General features: G+C 67.2%; 18 protein-coding genes. 9 read left to right on the plus strand and 9 right to left on the minus strand.

Annotation, left to right across the window (positions count from 1 at the left end; all coding sequences use genetic code 11):
• Positions 1 to 4 precede the first annotated feature (4 nt).
• Together F618_RS0105170 and rlmKL are read left to right on the plus strand one after the other, a co-directional pair.
• On the plus strand, positions 5 to 790 hold the full coding sequence (locus tag F618_RS0105170) for an ABC transporter permease (RefSeq protein ID WP_019567948.1): 786 nt from the start codon (positions 5 to 7) through the stop codon (positions 788 to 790).
• An 82-nt stretch (positions 791 to 872) separates the two neighbouring features.
• Positions 873 to 3,095, plus strand: a complete 2,223-nt coding sequence (rlmKL, locus tag F618_RS0105175) for a bifunctional 23S rRNA (guanine(2069)-N(7))-methyltransferase RlmK/23S rRNA (guanine(2445)-N(2))-methyltransferase RlmL (protein ID WP_019567949.1) — start codon at positions 873 to 875, stop codon at positions 3,093 to 3,095.
• A 102-nt stretch (positions 3,096 to 3,197) separates the two neighbouring features.
• On the opposite strand, the gene F618_RS0105180 is transcribed toward rlmKL, so the two are convergent.
• Together F618_RS0105180 and F618_RS0105185 are read right to left on the minus strand one after the other, a co-directional pair.
• On the minus strand, positions 3,198 to 3,524 hold the full coding sequence (locus tag F618_RS0105180) for a hypothetical protein (RefSeq protein WP_019567950.1): 327 nt from the start codon (positions 3,522 to 3,524) through the stop codon (positions 3,198 to 3,200).
• Between the two features lie 9 nt (positions 3,525 to 3,533).
• Positions 3,534 to 4,865 carry a sulfite oxidase gene (locus F618_RS0105185; RefSeq protein WP_018937861.1) on the minus strand — a complete coding sequence of 444 codons (1,332 nt, stop codon included), beginning with the start codon at positions 4,863 to 4,865 and terminating at the stop codon, positions 3,534 to 3,536.
• 326 nt (positions 4,866 to 5,191) lie between these two features.
• Here F618_RS0105185 and F618_RS0105190 point away from each other — a divergent pair, with 326 nt between their 5' ends.
• Positions 5,192 to 5,932: an FKBP-type peptidyl-prolyl cis-trans isomerase gene (locus F618_RS0105190; RefSeq protein ID WP_019562886.1), complete on the plus strand. Its 741-nt coding sequence runs from the start codon at positions 5,192 to 5,194 to the stop codon at positions 5,930 to 5,932.
• Positions 5,933 to 5,934: 2 nt separating this feature from the next.
• On the opposite strand, the gene scpB is transcribed toward F618_RS0105190, so the two are convergent.
• Genes scpB through F618_RS0105215 form a run of 5 tightly spaced genes read right to left on the minus strand, consistent with a single transcriptional unit; the run spans position 5,935 to position 10,852 of the window.
• Positions 5,935 to 6,660, minus strand: a complete 726-nt coding sequence (scpB, locus tag F618_RS0105195; protein WP_019567951.1) for an SMC-Scp complex subunit ScpB — start codon at positions 6,658 to 6,660, stop codon at positions 5,935 to 5,937.
• Positions 6,657 to 7,526 (minus strand): ScpA family protein, encoded by an 870-nt coding sequence (locus F618_RS0105200; RefSeq protein ID WP_018951016.1) that lies wholly within the window; start codon positions 7,524 to 7,526, stop codon positions 6,657 to 6,659. The genes scpB and F618_RS0105200 overlap by 4 nt, the downstream gene beginning before the upstream one ends.
• 15 nt (positions 7,527 to 7,541) lie before the next feature.
• The gene (locus F618_RS0105205; RefSeq protein ID WP_018951017.1) at positions 7,542 to 8,762 is read right to left on the minus strand and encodes a tryptophan--tRNA ligase; all 1,221 of its coding nucleotides are present in this window, start codon (positions 8,760 to 8,762) and stop codon (positions 7,542 to 7,544) included.
• A gap of 57 nt (positions 8,763 to 8,819) precedes the next feature.
• Entirely contained in the window at positions 8,820 to 10,187 is a 1,368-nt protein-coding gene (locus F618_RS0105210) for a DUF945 family protein (protein ID WP_019567952.1), read from the minus strand.
• A 50-nt stretch (positions 10,188 to 10,237) separates the two neighbouring features.
• Positions 10,238 to 10,852, minus strand: coding sequence for an L-threonylcarbamoyladenylate synthase (locus F618_RS0105215; protein WP_018649823.1), 615 nt, complete (start codon positions 10,850 to 10,852; stop codon positions 10,238 to 10,240).
• A 412-nt stretch (positions 10,853 to 11,264) separates the two neighbouring features.
• Here F618_RS0105215 and F618_RS0105220 point away from each other — a divergent pair, with 412 nt between their 5' ends.
• Together F618_RS0105220 and F618_RS0105225 are read left to right on the plus strand one after the other, a co-directional pair.
• Positions 11,265 to 11,561: a YciI family protein gene (locus F618_RS0105220; protein ID WP_019567953.1), complete on the plus strand. Its 297-nt coding sequence runs from the start codon at positions 11,265 to 11,267 to the stop codon at positions 11,559 to 11,561.
• Entirely contained in the window at positions 11,561 to 12,418 is an 858-nt protein-coding gene (locus F618_RS0105225) for a peptidylprolyl isomerase (RefSeq protein ID WP_019567954.1), read from the plus strand. The genes F618_RS0105220 and F618_RS0105225 overlap by 1 nt, the downstream gene beginning before the upstream one ends.
• A gap of 41 nt (positions 12,419 to 12,459) precedes the next feature.
• Here the strand turns inward: F618_RS0105225 and F618_RS0105230 are convergent, their stop codons facing one another.
• The gene (locus F618_RS0105230) at positions 12,460 to 13,014 is read right to left on the minus strand and encodes a copper chaperone PCu(A)C (RefSeq protein WP_019567955.1); all 555 of its coding nucleotides are present in this window, start codon (positions 13,012 to 13,014) and stop codon (positions 12,460 to 12,462) included.
• Positions 13,015 to 13,199: 185 nt separating this feature from the next.
• Here F618_RS0105230 and F618_RS0105235 point away from each other — a divergent pair, with 185 nt between their 5' ends.
• From F618_RS0105235 to F618_RS0105250, 4 genes are all read left to right on the plus strand, one after another.
• Positions 13,200 to 14,456 carry an efflux RND transporter periplasmic adaptor subunit gene (locus F618_RS0105235; protein ID WP_019567956.1) on the plus strand — a complete coding sequence of 419 codons (1,257 nt, stop codon included), beginning with the start codon at positions 13,200 to 13,202 and terminating at the stop codon, positions 14,454 to 14,456.
• Positions 14,453 to 17,641 carry an efflux RND transporter permease subunit gene (locus F618_RS0105240; protein ID WP_018937868.1) on the plus strand — a complete coding sequence of 1,063 codons (3,189 nt, stop codon included), beginning with the start codon at positions 14,453 to 14,455 and terminating at the stop codon, positions 17,639 to 17,641. The genes F618_RS0105235 and F618_RS0105240 overlap by 4 nt, the downstream gene beginning before the upstream one ends.
• Positions 17,642 to 18,004: 363 nt before the next feature.
• Positions 18,005 to 18,190: an addiction module protein gene (locus tag F618_RS0105245; protein ID WP_026331155.1), complete on the plus strand. Its 186-nt coding sequence runs from the start codon at positions 18,005 to 18,007 to the stop codon at positions 18,188 to 18,190.
• Between the two features lie 9 nt (positions 18,191 to 18,199).
• Complete coding sequence (locus F618_RS0105250) at positions 18,200 to 18,505, plus strand: type II toxin-antitoxin system RelE/ParE family toxin (RefSeq protein WP_019567958.1); 306 nt, start codon at positions 18,200 to 18,202, stop codon at positions 18,503 to 18,505.
• Positions 18,506 to 18,789: 284 nt separating this feature from the next.
• Here F618_RS0105250 and F618_RS0105255 read toward each other — a convergent pair whose 3' ends face one another.
• Positions 18,790 to 20,121, minus strand: a complete 1,332-nt coding sequence (locus tag F618_RS0105255) for an MFS transporter (RefSeq protein ID WP_019567959.1) — start codon at positions 20,119 to 20,121, stop codon at positions 18,790 to 18,792.
• Between the last annotated feature and the right edge of the window lie 22 nt (positions 20,122 to 20,143).

Below are 20,143 nucleotides of genomic sequence, written 5' to 3' on the forward strand. Positions count from 1 at the left end.
GCCCATGTCCGGCGACCACCCCATCCTGCCCCGCCCCAGCCTGCGCTTCGTCGCCGTCTGGCGGCGCAACCTTCTGGTCTGGCGCAAGCTGATCGTGCCGTCGATGCTGGGCAATTTCGGCGAGCCGATCCTGTATCTGCTGGCCTTTGGCTACGGCTTCGGCAGCCTGGTGGGCGATCTCGACGGCATGCGCTACATGGTCTTCATTGCCTCCGGCATCATCTGCTCGTCCGCGATGTTCACCGCGAGCTTCGAGGGCATGTATTCCGCCTACACCCGCATGGCGGAACAGAACACCTGGCTGGGCATGCTGGCCACCCCGCTCACGCTGGACGACATCGTCTTCGCCGAGGCCGTCTGGGCCGCGACCAAGGGCCTGATCAGCGCCATTACCATCCTGATCGTCGCCAGCGTGCTGGGGCTGGTCGCCGATGCCCGCGCCCTGCTCGCGCTGCCGGTGATCTTCCTCGCCGCGTTCACCTTCGGCGCGCTGGCCCTGGTCATCACGGCCCTGGCGCGCAGCTACGACTTCTTCCTCTACTACTTCACCCTGGCCGTCACGCCGATGTTGCTGCTGTCCGGGGTGTTCTTTCCGCTGACCGAACTGCCCGGCTGGGTGCAGGGCCTGGCCCTGGCCCTGCCACTGGCGCATGTACTGGAGATCGTGCGCCCGCTGATGACCGGCACCTGGCCTGCAGCCTGGCTGCCGCACCTGGCCGTGATCGCCGCCTATGGCGGGAGCGCCATCATCCTGGCCACCTACCTGATCCGCCGGCGCCTGCTGCGCTGAGCGCCGCGAGTCCCCAGTCCCGCTCCGGCACGGCACCCGGTTGTGCCAGAATGTCGGGCTTCCCAGCCAGCCCGAGCCCACGATGACCGAGTCTCCCTCCGGCGAACCGATTGCCCCCTTCGACCCGACGGCCGACCGCCGCGAGTATCTGGCCACGGCCGCCGGCGGACTCGCCCCGCTGGTCGCTCGCGAGCTGGAGGGTTTCGGTGCCCTGGACCTGCGCGAAGACCGCGCCGGCATCCACTTTCACGCGGATCTCGCCACGCTGTACCGCTGCCTGCTCGGCAGCCGCGTGGCCAGCCGCATCCTGCTGCCGCTGGTACGCTTCGACGAACCCGACGGCGATGCCTGCTACGTCGCCAGCCGGGCCCTGGAGTGGCCCGCCCTGTTCGGGCTCGACGCCACCTTTGCGGTGGATGTGACCGGCAAGAGTTCGCACATCGGGCATACCCATTTCGCCGGGGTGCGCGTGAAGGATGGCATCGCCGACGCCTTCCGCGACGCCATCGGCGAACGCCCCGACGTGGACGCCGCCGATCCGGACGTGCGCGTGCTGCTGCAACTGCAGGGCCGACAGGCCCAGATCAGCCTGGACCTCGGCAACGGTGGCCTGCACCGTCGCGGCTATCGCGGCAGCGGCGGCGACGCCCCGCTACGCGAGAACCTCGCCGCCGCGCTGCTGATGCGTGCCGGCTGGCCGGAACACCTGGAGACCCATCCCGACGCGCAGTTCCTCGACCCCTTCTGCGGCAGCGGCACCCTGGTGATCGAGGCCGCCCTGATGGCCACCCATACCGCCCCCGGCCTGCTGCGCGAGGGTTTCCGCCCCCACGGCTGGTCCGGCCACGATGCCGGGCTCTGGGACCGCTGCGTGGCCGAGGCGCGGGACGCGGTGCGCGTCTGGGACGGCCCGCCGCTGCTGGGCAGCGACCGCGACCGGGGGGCGGTGGCCGCCGCCCGCAAGGCGGCCCAGGCCGCCGGCGTGCGCGACTGCACGCGGTTCGAGCAGGCCGATGCCCTTACCCTGGAGCCCCCGGCCGACCACGGCATGCTGGTCAGCAACCCGCCCTACGGCGAGCGCATCGGCAACACCCCGGAACTGATCAAGCTCTACAGCCTGCTGGGCGAGCGCCTGCGCAGCGCCTTCGGCGGCTGGCATGTCGCCCTGCTGGTGGCGGACACTACCGACTCGCAACGCCTGGGCCTGCGCGCCAGCCACAAGCACCGCTTCTACAACGGCACCCTTGCCTGCCACCTGCTGCAGTTCGAGATCCATCGGCGCGACGAGCCGGCCGCGGCCCCGGCGCCGGATTTCGCCAACCGCCTGCAGAAGAACCTGCGTCACCTGGCCCGCTGGGCGCGGCGCCAGGAGATCACCTGCTATCGCATCTACGACGCCGACCTGGCCGAATACCCCCTGCAGATCGACCGCTACGAGGCCGAGGACGGCACGGTTCACCTGCATGTGCAGGAGTTTGCCGCGCCCGCCAGCGTCGATCCCGCACGCGCCGAGGCGCGCCTGCGCGGGGCACTGGCCGCGATGCTGGAGGTTACCGGCGTCGAGCCCGCCCATCTGCATTACAAGCAGCGCCGGGCACAGAAGGGACGCTCGCAGTACCAGCGCGCGGAGACCGTCCAGCCCGCTCCGTTTCCGGTGCACGAGCACGGCTGCCGCCTGTGGGTCGACCTGGATGCCTACCTCGACAGCGGGCTGTTCCTGGACCACCGGCCGATGCGACTGCGCCTGCAACAGGAATGCCGTGGCCTGCGCCTGCTGAATCTGTTCTGCTACACCGCCGCGGTCAGCGTGCATGCCGCGGTGGGCGGCGCACGCCAGACCGTATCAGTCGATCTGTCCAACACCTACCTGGAGTGGGCCGAGGACAACTTCCGCGCCAACGGTCTGGAGGCCGAAATCCGCGATGGCCGCAGCCGGCGCCAGCCCGGCACCCACGCCCTGCTGCGCGAGGACGTGATCCACTGGCTGGAAGGGGCCACGGACACCCCCGGCATGGTGTTCGAGCGGATCTTCCTGGACCCGCCCACCTTCTCCAACTCCAAGCGCACCGAGGACGACTTCGAGGTGCAGCGCGACCATGCCCACCTGATCCTCCTGGCCGCGCGCCTGCTCACCCCGGATGGGGTGCTCTACTTCTCCACCAACCGCCGCCGCTTCGAGCTGGACCACGCGGCCCTGACCGGACTCAAGGCCCGCGACATCACCCGCGAGACCCTGGACGAGGACTACCGCCGACCGCCCCCGCCCCATCGCTGCTGGGCCATCACGCACGAAGGCCGCGAATAAAGAGGCGGGGCGCCGAGGGCAACGTCGCCCCGCCCTGCACGGGGCACACACACAAAAACGCCCCGGGAAAACCCGGGGCGTTTTGTCTTCACCGTGTCACGATCAACTCGGTGGGTAGAAGGTTTCCAGGTAGTCCAGGATCTCTTCCTCCACTTCGGGGGAAAACTCCCAGAGCCCCTGGGTGTCCTGCATCCAGCGGATCTGTTCCAGCCAGATCTTGCGGGTGTACCCACGGCTGGTGAACAACCGGGCCGAGTGACATACCGTGCAATTGTTCTTGACCGTATCGAATCCCGGCGCCTTGATCAGCCCGGTTTCCGAATCGGTCTCGTATTCCTCGGCGGCCTCGACGTGGTCGCCCGCGGTCGCGGGCACCACCCAGAGGAGGCCGAGGATGGCCGGCAACAACAGGACCATCTTCGACTTCATTAGGGCTCCTTAGGCTTTGACTCGGACATCAATGTGGTGGGCCTTGTTGTTGCCGTAGCCCCGCGGGTTCCAGCCCGGCAGCACCATCGGCTGACGATCGCCCTTGCTGTTGGTGGCCACGGCCCACACCTGATGGAAACCGGGTTCGGAGAACTCGATGTCCGCCTCCCAGGTCTGCCATGCAAACTTGTTCACCGGACGCTTCAGGTCGGCCTTCTGCCAGGTCACCCCGAAATCGGTCGACACATGAAGCTCCTCGACATCGCCATAGCCATCCCAGGCCTTGCCCGCAACCTTCAGCGTGCTGCCAACGGAGGTCTCGGCACCGGTCTGCGGATAGGTGATCAGGGACTTCACCGGCATTTCCTCGAGGACGACCATGTCCTCGTTCGGGACGTCGGCACCCGGCTCCACCGGATGACGCGGTACGCGATAGCTGTGGCCGGTCATGCCCTGACCGTCATGCTCGCGATCACGGACGAGGATCTCGGTCAGCCACTTGCCGCTGGCGGAACCCGGGAAGCCCGGGGTGATCAGGCGCAGCGGATAGCCGTGCTGTTCCGGGATGTCTTCGCCATTCATCGCCCAGACAATGAGGGTCTCGTCTTCCACGGCCTTGCGCATGGGGCAGCCACGCGACAGCGCATCCAGATCATCACGGCCGCTTAGGTGCGCGTCACCGGCCTTGAAGCCAATGTACTCGGCCTTGTCGGCGTCGTAACCGACGTCTTCCAGCACGTCGCGCAGACGCACACCCGTCCAGGTCGGGCAGCCAACCGCACCCAGATCCCACTGGTTACCGCGCGGGGACGGCTCGAACGCGGCACGCCCGTTGCCACCACACTCGATCCAGATTTGCAGGGTGTGGTGCTCGAACTTCTCCTTGAGGTCCGCGATGGTGTAGGACTTCTCCTCGTTCGCCGCTTCGCCGTGGACCGTCAGGGTCCATGCGGATGCGTCGATCCCGGCCTTCTCCGGAGGAACGCCGTTGTTGCGGATGAACATATTGGGGAACGGGGTCACTTCGTCGTGCAGCAGGTGCGGCGGCAGTTCACCGTTGATCGGGCGGTCATTCAGCCAGATGAAGCCGTCCACCTTGCCATCCACGTGGAAGCCCTCGATGCCGGCGGCCACGGCGCTGGACAGAGTGCTGCGCTGGAACATGGTCTGCATGGCGGTTTCCGCGCCCAGACCCATCACGGCCAGGGCGGCACCGCCCTTGCCCAGGCGACCCAGGAACCCGCGACGGGCCGCGCCCGTCTCGGTCAGCTGTTCGGTTTCCCGGGTTTCTTCTTCGGACTTGCGGTCCATCTCGGAACCATCGTTCTTGTGGTCAGTCATTTGCCTGCCTCCGGCTTGTTCTCGGAACAAAATCTCATGTACTGCCCCTCTCTCCCTGGGACAGCCACTTGGAGTTGTAGCAAACGCCTTCAAAGCCTGCAATAAAAAATGGGGATTTTTTACAAGATCCAGAAACTTCTACATAACGCCTGTAATCGATCACTGACATGTGGTGTAGAATAGCGCCCCACTGGACATCGCAACTTGCTGATACCAATAATTTATTAATAATTTTAAATATTAACGGATGCTACATAATGAAGATCAAGTTTTGTCGTTCCGCATATTCCGGATTTATTATATTTACAGCGGCGCTGATCGGCTCAATGCTCGCAGGCGGCATTGCCAGTGCAGAGTCGGAAGCATCCATCGAAATCCACGAAATCGAAGCCGGCGAAGGGCCCGGGATCGTGCGCCATGACACCGCCATCCTGCATTACACCGGGACGCTGGACGAAGATGGGAGCGTGTTCGATTCCAGCCGCGAGTCCGGCGCGCCATTTGCGCTCACGCTGGGGGCGGGCCAGGTGATCCCGGGCTTCGAACAGGGCGTGATGGGCATGCGCGAAGGCGGCAAGCGCGAGATCGTCATCCCGCCGGAACTCGGCTATGGCGAACGCGGGGCCGGCAACATCATCCCGTCCAACGCGACCCTGCGCTTCGAGGTCGAGATCCTCGACATCGAACGCGCACCGTTTAGCGGGCTGGACAACGAAGGCCTGGCCGAGAAGATCCGCGAGGGCGCAACCATCGTCGACATCCGCCGTCCGGACGAATGGGCGGAGACCGGCGTGATCGAGGGCAGCCATCGCATTACCGCCTTCGACGAGAATGGCGAGCTCAACCCGACCTTTGGCGAGCAGTTCACCAATCTGGTCAAGCCCGACGAGGAAGTCGTACTGATCTGCCGCGTGGGCAACCGCACCGGTGCCCTCGCCCGCGCTTTGGCCGACGGCCTTGGCTACGCGAACGTCTATAACGTGACCGACGGCATCATGGAATGGCTGGACGACGATCGCCTGGTACAGCACGACTGCCCGGAAACCGCCGAAACGGCCCAGTGCTAATCTCAGAGTGAGTGCGTCGGGGGTGCCGGCTCCGGATCCGGATCGGCATTCCCGTCATCGAAATCGAGACGCTGGTTCGTGCCCGGACCGGCGTCTTCTTTCGCGTCCGGTGGCGACAGGCTAAGGCCCGCGTCGGAGGCCACATCCGCCAGGTCGCGGATCTGATCGAGCGGCGGCAGTTCTTCGAGGCGCTGCAGACCCAGGTCGTCGAGGAAGCTACGGGTGGTCGCGTACAGCGCGGGGCGGCCCGGCACCTCCTTGTGCCCTACCACCCGTACCCACTCGCGTTCCTGCAGCGTGCGCATGATCCCGGTGCTGACCGCCACCCCGCGCACAGCCTCGATCTCGGCGCGGGTGACCGGCTGGCGATAGGCGATGATCGCCAGCGTCTCCAGCAGGGCCCGTGACAGCCGCGCCGGGCGCTCGGGCTGGGCCGCCTGCACGGTCGCGGAGAAGCGCGAACGCACGCGGAAGCGATACCCGCCAGCGGAGCGCACCAACTCGATCGCGCGATCGTTATAGCGTTCCTGCAGACGACCCAGCGCCCGTTCCAGCAAGGCCTGATCGATCTCGCCAAGGTCCTCGCAGGCAGCCTTCAGGTCGCGCGGCCCCACCGGTTCCGCGGCCGCGAACAGCACGGCCTCCACCGCCAGCTCGACGGCCCGCAACTGTTCGTCATCAACAGCGGCGGCAGACACCTGCACACCCGATACAGTGGTTTCGTTCACGCCGGCGTTCCCCCTTCGTCTCCCACGGGCGCCCCACGCCGGCGCAACCGGATAGGGCTGTAGGGTTCGCTCTGGCCCCACTCGATCAGGCCCGCCTTGGTCAGCTCCAGCACCGCCAGGAACGACACCACGACTCCCTGGCGCCCCTCGGTAGCCAGAAGCAGGGTCACAAAATCGGTGAAGCGTTCGGGATGCAGGCTGTCGAGGATGTTCGACATGCGTTCGCGCACCGACAGCTGCTCGGTGGAGACATGATGGTGCGCCATCAGACTGGCGCGGTGCATCACCGCCGCCAGCGCCTCCATGAGCTCGTCCAGCGTCGGCCCGGGCGGCGGCGGGCCCTCGAGCGCCTCGACGCTGGCGCCAGCGGCGAACACATCGCGATCCATGCGCGGGAGGGCATCCACTCGTTCGGCGGCGATCTTGAATTGTTCGTATTCCTGCAGCTGCCGGATCAGCGCCATGCGCGGGTCGGCATCCTCGTCTGCCTCGGCCTCCTTCGGCCGCGGCAGGAGCATGCGTGACTTGATCTCGGCCAGCAGGGCGGCCATCACCAGATATTCCCCCGCCAACTCCAGGCGCAGGGCCTGCATTACCTCGATATAGCCCATGTACTGCCGAGTGATCTCGGCGATGGGGATCGACAGGATGTCGAGGTTCTGGCGACGGATCAGGTACAGCAACAGATCCAGCGGCCCCTCGAAGGAGTCGAGAAAGACCTCCAGGGCGTCGGGCGGGATATAGAGATCGGCCGGCAGCTCCGCCACCGGCTCGCCATGCACACGATAAAGCACCTCCCCGTGCGCGCCGGTCTCGACGGTCGCGGGGCGCTCGAGGTCGTCGCTCGAGTCAGCGTACGGGTCCATGCCTCAGACTCTGGCTCATCGCAGGTAGTCCAGGCCCATGGCCCGGCGCACCTCTTCCAGGGTCTCGCGGGCCTCTTCGCGGGCGGCCTCGGAGCCCTCGACGATGATGGAGCGCACCAGCGCCGGATCCTCGGCGTATTCCTTCGCGCGTTGCTGGATGGGTTCCAGCTCGGCCTGCACCGCCTCGATCAGCGGGCGCTTGCAGTCGAGGCAGCCGATGCCCGCCGTGGTGCAGCCGGCGTACAGCTCCTCGCGCTGGCTCGCGTCGGTGTAGACCTTGTGCAGATCCCATACCGGGCACTTTTCCGGATCCCCCGGATCGGTGCGCCGCACCCGCGCGGGATCCGTCGGCATGGTACGGATCAGGCTCTCCACCTCGGCCGGCTCGGTACGCAGGCTGATGGTATTGCCGTAGCTCTTGGACATCTTGCGCCCGTCCAGGCCCGGCATCTTCGAGGCCGGGGTCAGGCGCGGCTGCGGCTCCGGCAGGATGATCTTGCCGCCACCCTCGAGGTACCCGAACAGGCGCTCGCGATCCCCCAGCGAGATGTTCTGCTGCGAATCGAGCATGGCCCGGGCAACCTCCAGCGACTCTTCCTCGCCCTGCTCCTGGAAGCGCTTGCGCAGGTCGCGGTAGCGCTTGGCGGCCTTCTTGCCCATCTTGTCGGCGGCCGCCTCGGCCTTCTCGGCAAAGCCGGGCTCGCGGCCGTAGAGGTGATTGAAGCGCCGCGCGATCTCGCGCGTGACCTCCAGGTGCGATACCTGGTCCTCGCCCACCGGGACCATGCCGGCGCGGTAGGCCAGCACGTCGGCGCTCTGCAGCACCGGATAGCCGAGGAATCCGTAGGTCGCCAGATCCTTCTCGCGCAGCTGCTCCTGCTGATCCTTGTAGGTCGGTACCCGCTCCAGCCAGCCGAGCGGGGTAATCATCGACAACAGCAGATGCAGCTCGGCGTGCTCCGGCACACGCGACTGCACGAACAGCGTAGCGGAACCCGGGCTCACTCCGGCCGCCAGCCAGTCGATGACCATCTCGGTCACGTGCTGCTGCAGGTCACCCGGATCCTCGTAATGGGTGGTCAGCGCATGCCAGTCGGCGACGAAGAAGAAGCACTCGTAGTTGTGCTGCAACTCGATCCAGTTCTTCAGCACACCGTGGTAGTGGCCCAGATGCAGGCGCCCGGTGGGGCGCATGCCGGAGATCACGCGCTGGTTGGTACCCTGGTTACTGCTCACGGAATCTATCCCTTCCTCTCAGAATAAAACGGGCGCATCCACGCCCGGTCAGTCGTCTCAGAACATGCCGCCGGAGAAGGCGAACAGCAAGGCCAGAAGCATTGCCGTGCGATCCACGTCGTTGATGCGCACGCGGCCGTCCGCCATCGCCAGCGTGCCGTGCCAGTAGCCGGCCTCGGCATCGCGACGGACCCAGCCATCCGCAGCCAGGGCATGCAACTGCGCGTCCAGGTCGATATCGGGATACGCGGCGTCGAATTCGGCCACCCATTCCAGCCCGAGTCGCAGATCGCTGTCCAGCCGCAGGGTCTCCAGCGGGCGGGTCGTCAGACTTTGCTGCGTGCCATGCAGGCCGAGCTCGGCGTCCAGCGCGACCTGCCGGGGCGGCTCGTCGTTCAGCGACGCCCGCAACTGGATCGCCGGCTGGTGTTCAATCATGCCGCCCAGGGCATCGATCATCGCCGAACCGATCAGGGCATTGCGCTGCTCGCCCTCGATGCCGCGCGCGTCGACCGCTTCCAGCTCGGCCAGAAACTGCAGCATGCTGGGACGGTCCCAGCGCAGGATCGCCGCCTGCAGGTCCAGGGCCATGAGCGTCAGGGCATCCCCCGCGCCATCATCCACCCGGGCGTGATCGACCTGCAGACGCAGGCGCGAGTCCATGCGGTCGTTGTTCGTATGCTGGAAGGCGTCGAGGCGGGGGCGCTCCAGGTGAAGGCGGGTCGCCTCGCCCTCACGCAGTTCGATCACGGCCGCCGCCAGGCCGCCTTCGTAGTCCGGCAGCCGCCCGAAGACCCCGTCGGCATCGGCCTCGAAAACCGTGGCATAACGTGCCTCGCGCGCCTCCCACGAGAAGCTGGCATCGGACAATCTCGTTTCCGGCAGGTCCAGGCTCACCAGGATCTGCTCGGACGACCAGGCGAAGCGCCCCTGGCCCGCCGCAAGATCCAGCCACAGCGGACCGCCCACCGTAGCGGCGTGTTCGGCCACCTCGGGCACGCTCATCAGGTCCATGCGCAGATCGTCGAACGCAATGCGGGTGGTCACACCACCGCCGATCCCCGAGCGCGAATGCACCTGTAGATCCAGCGAGCGCAACAGATGGGCGAGCAGCGAGTCGTCCGGGGCGGCCAGGGCATCCAGATCCACGAAGGAATCGCCGCGCGCCCCCAGCAGGCCATGGCGCACAGCGTGTACCAGGGGGATCTCGAAGCGCCCGTCGGCATCCTCCAGGATCAGCCGACTGCGACCGCTGGCGGCCAGGTAGCCGCGCTCGTATTCGAGCATCTCGTGACGCAGATACACCTCGCCAAGCTGCGCCTCGTGTGTCTCGGCGACGGTACCCTCGACCTGTGTGCCGACCACCACCGGCCAGATGGCCGCCACTGCCAGCACCACCACCGCAAGAACCACCCACTTACGCATTGCGCCTCCCTGCGGCCGTGCCGCGCCGTGATCCCCGCCGTCGGCCGGGGCTATTCATCCAGAAATCCCACGTCGCCCAGGCCATGCCGCATCACCTCGGGCGCGTCGCCGGTCAGATCCACCACACTGGTGGCCTCCAGGGTCCCGGCGCCGCCGTCAACCACCAGATCCACCACCTTGCCCAGGCGCTCCTCGATCTCCCAGGGCTCGCTCAACGGGACTTCATCCCCGGGGAGTTGCAGGGTCGCGGACATCAGCGGCGACCCCAGCTCTTCCAGCAGCGCCGAGACAATCGGGCTCGCCGGCACGCGCATACCGATCGTACGGCGCTTCGGGTGCTGCAGCCGCCGCGGGACCTCGCGGGTGGCGGGCAGAATGAACGTGTAGGCCCCCGGGGTCAGGGCCTTCATCAGGCGAAAGGCGGTGTTGTCCACCTTCGCGTACACGCCCAGTTCCGAGAGATCGCGGCACAACAGCGTCAGGTGATGGGTCTCGTCCACCTGACGGATGCGGCGAATGCGATCCGCCCCGGTCTTGTCGCCCGGCAGGCAGGCCAGCGCATAGCAGGCATCCGTCGGCAGGGCGATGACGGCCCCCTCCTGCAGCTGGTCCAGGACCTGCCGTATCAGCCGGGGCTGGGGATTATCGGGGTGGATCGAGATCATGGGACAAGTCGGTGCGGTGATCGGCCGCGCAGTGTAGCGCATCCATCGGCGCGCCCATAAGAACGAGCCCTTAAGGAGACGCTGATTGAATCGCGCGCTCGCGCTCGAGTCGCTTTTGCGTGCGAACAAGGCGCGGTGACTGCCGTGCAGTCACTCTGCACAAGGGAGCCGCAACGCCGTGCGCGCGCAAAAGCGGCCGAGCCCCTGCTTTGAATGGTTTGTGGGGTTAGTGCCCCCTGTTCCCCGATCCTGCGTTGCGCCGCTTGCGGGTAGAACCACTACCCGCTGCTCGACGCGCCTTGTCTCGGAAAACAGGGGGCACCAACGCGAGCGCGCGATTCAATCAGCGTCTCCTTAACGGCATCCGCCCGCCGACATCGTTAGACTGGTGCCCTTACCGAGGAGAATGCCGATGCTGTACATGATCCAGGGCGAGGATGCCCCCGATTCGCTGGATGCGCGCCTGGCCGCGCGCCCGGAACACGTCGCCCGGCTGCAGGCCCTGCGCGACGACGGCCGGCTGGTCCTGGCCGGCCCCTGCCCCGCCATCGACAGCAACGACCCGGGCCCGGCCGGCTTCACCGGCAGCCTGATCGTCGCGGAGTTCCCCTCGCTGGAGGCCGCACGGGAGTGGGCCGACGCCGACCCCTACGTGGCGGCCGGCGTGTACACCACGGTCGACGTACGCCCGTTCAAGCAGGTGTTTTGATGAAGCGGCGCATCCTGACTACAGCCCTGAGCGCCCTGGCGCTCGCCGGGCTGCTCGCCGCCTGCGACACGCAGGACCAAGCCACGCCGGAGTTCACCGGTGACGACGTCACCACGGATACCGGGGACGCCGATACCGTCGCTATCGTCAACGGTGAAGCGATCACCCGCGCCGACCTGTTCGCCTACGCCGGCATGGACGAGGATCCCGGCCCGGCCGCGAGCGACGGCACGCTGGAGGAAGTCATCAGCCTTGAGCTACTGCGTCAGGAGGCGGTCGCCCGCGGGCTGGATACCGATGCCGAGACCCGGCGCATCCTGCGCATGGTCGAGACCAACCTGCTGGCTTCGCTGCTGATGGAGCGCATCACCGCAGAGCTCGACATCACCCAGGCGGACCTCGAGGCGGAGTACGACCGCCAGATCGAACAGATCCGCGGCACCGAATATCGCGCGCGGCACATCCTGGTGGAAGAGGAGGAACGCGCCCGCGAACTGCTCGAAGAGCTGGAAGCCGACGCGGACTTTGCCGAACTGGCCGAGGCCCATTCCACCGATCCGGGCTCGGCGGCCCGTGGTGGCGAACTTGGCTGGTTCGCCCCGGAACAAATGGTCCCCGCATTCAGCGAGGCGGCCATGGCGCTGGAACCGGGCGAGACCACCGCGGCACCGGTCGAGAGCCGCTTCGGCTGGCACATCATCCGCCTGGAGGAAACCCGCGATACCCCGGTCCCGGAACTGGAAGACGTGCGCGCCGAGCTGATCGAAATCCTCGAAAGCCGTGCCATCCAGGAGTATCTGGAGGCGCTGCGCGAGGATGCCGACGTCGAGATCCCGACCCGGCCCGCCAACCAGTAAGGCCGGAACGCTGTGTACCCAACGGGTACGCCGCGTCCGTTTCAGTGCCCGTCGTGCCCGGCCCCATGGCCCATGTCGCGAGCGTCTCCGTCCATATGGTGCCCGCGGGGGTGACCCTCACCGGCACCCTCGCTCCGCTGCACCCGGGCATGGATCGCCATGGTTTCACCGTCGGCAAACTCCAGAAGAACCGGGATCCAGTCCCCCGCCGTCAGCGGCTCGTGCAGGCCGATGAACATCAAATGCAGTCCGCCCGGCTCCAGCACCAGGGTCTCGCCAGCCGGGAGTTCCAGGCCGTCGACCTGGCGCATGCGCATCACGCCATCCACATGGGCATGCTCGTGTAGCTCCACCACCTTCGCGATGGGCGCCTCCGCCGCAACGATCCGATAATCCTGATCGCCGCTACTGCGGAGCACGAAGTACCCCCCCGTCATGTCGCCCGGCATCAGGCGAATCCACGGCGTCCCCTCCATCTCCAGACCATCGCGACATTCGCAGATCTGCGGCGCCTCGGCCAGGACCGGAGCCGCAACGCCGCCCGCCAGCAAACCCGCCGCCAAAAGGCCGCCAAGAAACAGCTTGGATCCCTTCATCGCCTTTATCCTCATTTAAGCAAACCGTAATATTGGCACAACAGGGACCGACCGCAACCGCGGGGGTTCCCCCACAAACCGCGATGGTATGATGTGGCCCGCTGCGGGAACCTCCGGCCCGCGCGCTTCTCCAAGCGACGAGCCACACCCGGCTTGCCAGTACCGCGAACACAACCGAGATACCCATGCCGCGCGCCCTCCGCCGAGCCATCCTCCCTGTCCTGATCCTCGCCGTCGCGGTGGTGGGATTCATGATTCTGCGCGCGACCGGGCCCTCGGCCCCGCCGCCGGAGGCCAGCGAACGCACCTGGCCGGTGCAGGGTCTGACCGCCGAGCCCGGCACCCACCGCCCGGGCATCATCCTGAACGGACGCAGCCAGTCCGCCCGCGATGCGCTGCTGCGTGCCGCGGTCGAGGGCGAGATCGAAGACGTGCCGGCGCGCGCAGGACAGCGGGTGGCGTCGGGCGATGCCCTCGTCCGCATCGACCCGCGCGAGGCCCAGCTCCTGCTGGACCAGCGCGAGGCCGAACGCCGGGAACTGGAAGGCGCGGTCGAGAGCGAGGAACTGCGCGCCCGCTTCGACCGCGAGGCCCTGCGCCGCGAACGCGAACTGCTGGCGATCGCCGAGCGCGGCCTGGAACGGGCCCGCGACCTGCGCGGACGCAATCTCGGTTCCGAATCCGACGTCGATGCCGCGCGCGAACGCCTGCAACAGGCCAGCATCACCGTGGACAGCCGCGAGCAGGCCGTGGCCGATGCCCCGATGCGCCGGGCCCAGGCCGAGGCCCGCCTGGCGCGCGCCCGCGCCGCCGAGGCGCAGGCCGCGATCGACCTGGAACGCACCACCATCCGCGCCCCCTTCGACGCCCGCATCGTGGACGTCGAGGTTGCCACTGGCGAACGCGCCCGGCCGGGGGACCCGCTGTTGAGGCTGTACGCCGTGGACGATCTGGAGATTCGTGCCAGCCTCCCTGAGCACCTGGTCGCCCGGGTCGAGGCCCTGCTGCAGGAGGGCACATCCCTCCCCGCGCACGCGACGGTCGGCGGCCACGAGATCGAGACCGAGCTCGCGCGCCTGGAGGGCGAGACCCGCAGCGGCGACTCCGGGATGCGCGGGGTGTTCGAGGTTCGCTCGGGCGGCCAGCGCCTACCGCTGAATCGATTCGTCGAGCTGCGCCTGCAGCTGCCCGAGGAGCCCGACAGCCTGGCCGTTCCGTTCGAGTCCCTGTTCGGGCGCGACCGCGTGTTCCGCGTGGTCGACGGCCGCCTGGAGTCGCTGCAGGTGGACCGTCTGGGTGACTTCATCGACGCGGACGGCAACACCCTCGCCCTGATCCGCAGCGACGCGATCGCCGCTGGCGACACCCTGATCGCCACCCGCCTGCCGAATGCCGTGGATGGCCTGCGGGTCGAGGTTGAAGAACAGGATTCCGGCCGATGAGCGAATCGGAGACCGGCAGCGCGCCGGCGTCCGGGCAGCCCATGCCTGGTGGCGGCGCGCAGGAACACGACGGGCCTCCACGCGGCCCGATCCAGCTGTTTCTGGAGCATCGCCTCGCCGCCAACCTGCTGATTGCACTGATGCTGCTGGCCGGGGCCTTTGCCCTGACCAAGCTGAATACCCAGTTCTTCCCCAACTTCGAACTCGACTTCGTGACCGTCGAAGTGCCCTGGACGGGGGCCAGCGCGGAGGATGTCGAACGCGCCATCGTCGACCCGCTGGAGCAGGACCTGCGCACCGTCGACGGCCTGCGCAACATGACCTCCACCTCGGCACTGGGCATCGGCGTGGTCACCATGGAGTTCGAGGCCGGGACCGACATGACCCTGGCGCTGGAGCAGGTCAACGACCGTGTGAACCAGCAGCGCAACCTGCCAGAGGCCGCCGAGACCCCGGTGGTCACCCGCATCATCCGCTACGAGCCGGTGGCGCGGTTGCTGCTGACCGGCCCCGAGGACCCGCAGCAACTGCGCATCCTCGCGCGTCAGTTCGAACGCGAACTGCTGGATGCCGGCATCGCGCGCATCGAGTTCACCGGCCTGACCGAGGACGAGATGGCCATCCAGGTGCCATCCGCAACGCTCTACCGCCTGGACATGACGCTCGCGGATATCGGCGAGCAGATCCGCGCCATGGCGCAGGACCTGCCGGCCGGCTCGGTGGGTCGCGACGACACCGCACGCCAGATCCGCAGCCTGGAGCAAGCGCGCGACATCGTCAGCTTCGAGCGCCTGGTACTGCGCGGCGATGGCGAGCTGGGGCGCCTGACCCTGGGCGATATCGCGACCCTGGACCTGCGCCATCGCGACGGGCAGGTACGCGTCCGCGCCAACGGCCAGCGGGCGATCGAGATGCAATTGCTGCGCTCGGAGACCGGCGACTCCCTCGCCGCCGCGCAGGTGCTGGAGGACTGGCTGGCCGAAACCCGCCCCGCCCTGCCGCCCGGGGTTGATCTACAGGTCACCGATGCCTTCTGGGAGCTCCTGTCCGAGCGCATCACGCTGCTGCTGAAAAACGGTCTGGGCGGCCTGTTGCTCGTCCTGGCAATCCTGTTCCTGTTCCTCAACCGCCACATCGCCCTGCGCGTGGCACTGGGCATCCCGATCGCGTTCACCGCCGCCTTCGTTGTGCTGTGGGTGGTCGGCGGCTCGATCAACATGATCTCGCTGTTCGGCTTCATCATGTCGCTGGGGATCATCGTCGACAACGCCATCGTGGTCTCGGAGCACGCCTACAGCCTGCACCAGCGCGGAATGTCGGCCAGCCGTGCCGCGCGCGACGGGGCCCGGCGCATGGTCGGCCCGGTGATCGCCGCCTCGCTGACCACGGTCGCCGCCTTCCTGCCGCTGATGCTGATCGGGGGGATCATCGGCAACATCCTGTTCGACATCCCGCTGGTGGTGATCTGCGTCATTGTCGCCACCTTGCTGATCGCCTTCCTGATCCTGCCTGCACACCTGAAGGGCGTGATGCACCGGCTCAAGCCGCCGCGCCCGGGCAGCCTGCGCGAGCGGTTCGACAACGGCTTCGAGGGCTTCCGCAACGGCGCCTTCCGCCGCGCGGTCACGGTCTCGGTCAATCATTCCGGCACCACTCTTGCCTTGGCCGTCGGCGCTCTGATCCTGGCCATCGGCCTGGCCGCCAGCGGGCGCATCGGCTTCACCTTCTTCCCGTCGCCGGAGGGCACCATCGTCAATGCCGGCGTCAACTTCGTCGCCGGCACCCCGCCGGAGCGGGTGGAGGCCTTCCTGATCCACGTCGAGGAGGCCCTGGCGGAGACCGAACAGGAGCTCGGCGGCGACCTGGTGCGCGCCTCGGTGACTCGGCTTGGGCGCGGGATCGACCCCGGCGACGGCAACGCCCCACGCGGCGACCAGTTCGGCAACATCCAGGTCGAACTGGCATCGCCGGAACAGCGCGAGGTGCGCAACCGCCAATTCATCCAGGCCTGGGAGGAGCGCGTGCGCCAGGCCCCGGGCATCGAGAATTTCAGCATCGACGAGCGCCAGACCGGCCCGCCAGGACGCGATCTGGAGGTCCGCCTGACCGGCGACGACCCGCATGTGCTGAAAAATGCGGCACTGGAACTGGCCGATATCTTCGACGACTTTGCCGGCACCTTCGCCACCAACGACGACACCCCGTTCGGCCGCGAACAGCTGGTGTTCCAGGTCAAGCCGGAGGGCCGCGCCCTGGGCCTGACCACCGAATCGGTCGGTGCCCAGCTGCGCGACGCCTTCGACGGCCACCTCGCCCAGCTCTACCAGGACGGGCTGGAAGAGGTCGAGGTGCGCGTGCGCCTGCCGGATCACGAACGCCATTCCAGCGAGAGCCTGGAGCGGCTGAACCTGCGCCTGCCGAGCGGCGAATTCGCCCCGCTGGGCAGCGTGGTCGATCTGCGCTCGCGCCAGGGCTTCGAGACCCTGCGCCATGCCGATACCCGCCTGGCCATCCAGGTCTCTACCGAGGTCGACCGCAGCGTGAACAACGCCGCGCGCATCCGTGCTGCGCTGGAGGACGGCCCGCTGGACGACCTCGCGGCACGCTACGGCATCGAGTATTCCTTCGAGGGGCGTGCAGCCGACCAGGCCGAGACCTTCGCCGACATGCGCACGGGCCTGATCCTGGCGCTGGGGCTGATGTACATCACCCTGGCCTGGGTGTTCGGCTCCTGGGGCTGGCCACTGATCGTGATGGCGATCATCCCGTTCGGCATCCTCGGCGCCCTGCTCGGACACTGGATCCTGAATGTGGAGCTGACCATCCTGTCGCTGTTCGGCCTGTTCGGCCTGACCGGGATCGTGGTCAACAACTCGATCATCCTGGTGAGCTTCTACCAGGGCCTGCGCGAGGCCGGGCTGGCCCTGCAGGAGGCGATCGTCGAGGCCGCCTGCCAGCGCCTGCGCGCGGTGATCCTGACCTCGGTCACCACCATCGCCGGCCTCACCCCGCTGCTGTTCGAACGCTCGGTCCAGGCCCAGTTCCTGATCCCGATGGCGATCTCCATCGTCTTCGGCCTGGCCATCGCCACCGTGCTGGTACTGTTCGTGATCCCCGCCCTGCTGCGCCTCTACGAGGGCCGCTTCGACCGCGGCGCCACCACCACCCACCACGCCACCGAATAGTCCTCCCTGCCCCTCGTGGGCCTGTATTTTCACCACGAAGCGCACGAAGACACGAAGTAGGGCCAGGGCAAGGTCAAGGGCGGTCACAGGAAGGTTGGAAGACAAGAAGGATGATCGGGATGTGAGCCCTGGCGGGGGACTCGAGACACCCCCAGGTGCCTGCCCTACCCTCGACGCTCTAACCCAGTCCCTCTTCCGGTCTTCGCGTCTTCCTGTCGGTGCCCTTGACCTCTTTCGTGTCTTCGTGTGCTTCGTGGTGAATCAACAGCCCTGGCCCGGCGGCATGCGATGGTCTGTCGGGCTATACTGGGACTGTATGTTCGAAGGGAGTACGCCGTGACTGCATCCCTCGCGCTCGACCAGATGACCACGACCGAAAAGCTCCGCGCCATGGAAGAGCTCTGGGAAGACTTGGCGCGCACTCCCGCGGATATCCCCGTCCCGGACTGGCATCGCGAGGTACTGGAGCAGCGCCAGGCGTCCGCGGCCAGCGGCGACGCCCGATTCCATCCCTGGGGCGACGTCAAGCAACGCCTGCGCAACAGGTAACCCTCTGCCTTGCGCTTGATCGAACTCCTCGACGCGGCGGAAGAGGACCTAGCCCGAGGGGCTGCCTTCTACGCCTCCCGGTCCCCGGGGCTGGGCGAGTACTTCCTCGATGCCCTCTTTTCCGACATCGACTCCCTGCTCCTGTACGCCGGCGTGCACGAGGAACATCATGGTTTCCACCGTCTGCTTTCCCGCCGTTTCCCCTTCGCGATCTACTATCGGGTCGATGACGAGATCATCCGCGTCTGCGCCATCCTTGATTGCCGCCAGGCCCCCGGCCATCTCGCCACGCGCCTGAGCATTCCAGACGAGTAGCCCGAATTTTCACCACGAAGCGCACGAAGACACGAAGAAGGGCCAGGTCAAGGGCGATTCCACCACAGAGGGCACGGAGAAATGTGATGGCGGGCCAGGGAAGGTGCGGAACGCTGGGGCGAGAAGGACGGTGAGTGATCCAGTCAGACCAGTGGCAGGGCATTAGTGCATTTCTCTTGGCACAGAGACGGCTTCCTGCCCGGTTCAAAACCTTCTTGGATTTTCTCTGTGTACTCCGTGTCCTCTGTGGTCCAATCGCCCTTCTTCGTGTGCTTCGTGGTGGGTCAAGCAGGCTCGGCACGGCGGCGGTCAGCGAGGCGGATGGGAATGGATGCCAGCAGCCCGGCGAGGAACAGGAACAGGCAGAACAGGATGGCGTTCTCGAGGCCCAGCCAGACCTGGAGCAGCCCGATGCCGAGCAGGCCGAAGATCGCCGCGGCCTTGGACGCCAGCCCCCAGAACCCGAACCAGCGCCCGGCCTCGCGCGCCGGGACCATCAGCGCCACCAGCGCACGCCCGGCGGACTGCGCCGAGCCGAGGCAAAGCCCGGCCAGGATGCCGACGCCGAGGAACACCATCTGCGCCTCCACCGGCCGTCCCAGCAGCACGCTCAGCCACTGGGCGATGGTCGGCGTGGCAAAGATCGCCAGCACCGCCAATGCCCAAAGCACCAGCGTGATGCGATAGATGCGCACCGGCCCCGCGCGGTCCTGCAGGAACCCGAAGCCCACGGCACCGATCACCGCGGTGATCTGGGTCACCACGAACATCATCACGCGCGTCGGTTCGTCCCACTGGATCACCTGCGCACCGTAGATGAAGGTGAAGGCGATGATGATGTAGATCCCGGCCATCACGAAAAAGATGGACACGAACAGGGCGCGCAGGTCGCGGCGCTCGCCCAGCGTGACCAGCGAGGCCTTGACCCGCTTCCAGCCGAGTCCCAGCTGGACGTTGCGCGCCATGCGCCGACGGGTACCGCGCTCCTTCAGGAACAGGAAGGTCGGCAGCGCCGAGACCAGGAAGAACGCGGCCGCGAACGGCCCGACCCAGCGAATGCGCTCGAAGTTCTCCGCGCTCACCTCGCCCAGAAGCCCCAGGGCAAAGGCCGTCGCCACCAGCCCGCCGATATACCCGAGCCCCCAGCCCAGCCCCGAGATCCAGCCGAGCTTCTCCGGCGGGCCCAGGTCCGGCAGGAAACTGGCGATGAAGGACTCGCCGATGGCGTAGCCGAAGTTGGAGGCGATGATCAGCGCCATGCCGAAGAACACCAGCCCCGGCTCGACGAAATACAGCAACGCGGTGGTGATGATCGTCAGCACCCACGAGGCGGCGAGGAACCGCTTGCGCGAGGCCGTGGCATCCATGATCGCCCCGGCGAACGGGGCCGCCACGATCACCATCGCGTAGCTGACCGCCAGGGCCACGCTCCACAGCAGGTTACCCAGGCGGTAATCCGGGGCGTCGCCGACGATCACCCGCGTGAACAGATCGCCGAAGATCACGGTGATGATCAGCAGGGTGTAGGCCTGGTTGGCGAAGTCGAACATCGCCCAGCCAAAGATCTCGCGGCGCGGGGCGGGGGCGCTCTCGGGGTAACGCCGAGTCAGGGGCATGCAGGGGGTCCGATAGGTATCG

The organism is Thioalkalivibrio sp. ALMg13-2, from assembly GCF_000381185.1.
GTDB lineage: Bacteria > Pseudomonadota > Gammaproteobacteria > Ectothiorhodospirales > Ectothiorhodospiraceae > Thioalkalivibrio > Thioalkalivibrio versutus.

Bases quoted from the DNA above. Each gene is read 5' to 3' on its own strand.
- F618_RS0105215 (WP_018649823.1), bottom strand. From the start codon at position 10,852: ATGATCTCGATCCACCCCGATAATCCCCAGCCCCGGCTGATACGGCAG.
- F618_RS0105255 (WP_019567959.1), bottom strand. From the start codon at position 20,121: ATGCCCCTGACTCGGCGTTACCCCGAGAGCGCCCCCGCCCCGCGCCGC.
- F618_RS0105220 (WP_019567953.1), top strand. From the start codon at position 11,265: ATGCTGTACATGATCCAGGGCGAGGATGCCCCCGATTCGCTGGATGCG.
- F618_RS0105245 (WP_026331155.1), top strand. From the start codon at position 18,005: ATGACCACGACCGAAAAGCTCCGCGCCATGGAAGAGCTCTGGGAAGAC.
- F618_RS0105225 (WP_019567954.1), top strand. From the start codon at position 11,561: ATGAAGCGGCGCATCCTGACTACAGCCCTGAGCGCCCTGGCGCTCGCC.
- rlmKL (WP_019567949.1), top strand. From the start codon at position 873: ATGACCGAGTCTCCCTCCGGCGAACCGATTGCCCCCTTCGACCCGACG.
- F618_RS0105235 (WP_019567956.1), top strand. From the start codon at position 13,200: ATGCCGCGCGCCCTCCGCCGAGCCATCCTCCCTGTCCTGATCCTCGCC.
- F618_RS0105240 (WP_018937868.1), top strand. From the start codon at position 14,453: ATGAGCGAATCGGAGACCGGCAGCGCGCCGGCGTCCGGGCAGCCCATG.
- F618_RS0105170 (WP_019567948.1), top strand. From the start codon at position 5: ATGTCCGGCGACCACCCCATCCTGCCCCGCCCCAGCCTGCGCTTCGTC.
- F618_RS0105185 (WP_018937861.1), bottom strand. From the start codon at position 4,865: ATGACTGACCACAAGAACGATGGTTCCGAGATGGACCGCAAGTCCGAA.
- F618_RS0105210 (WP_019567952.1), bottom strand. From the start codon at position 10,187: ATGCGTAAGTGGGTGGTTCTTGCGGTGGTGGTGCTGGCAGTGGCGGCC.
- F618_RS0105200 (WP_018951016.1), bottom strand. From the start codon at position 7,526: ATGGACCCGTACGCTGACTCGAGCGACGACCTCGAGCGCCCCGCGACC.
- F618_RS0105180 (WP_019567950.1), bottom strand. From the start codon at position 3,524: ATGAAGTCGAAGATGGTCCTGTTGTTGCCGGCCATCCTCGGCCTCCTC.
- F618_RS0105230 (WP_019567955.1), bottom strand. From the start codon at position 13,014: ATGAAGGGATCCAAGCTGTTTCTTGGCGGCCTTTTGGCGGCGGGTTTG.
- F618_RS0105190 (WP_019562886.1), top strand. From the start codon at position 5,192: ATGCTCGCAGGCGGCATTGCCAGTGCAGAGTCGGAAGCATCCATCGAA.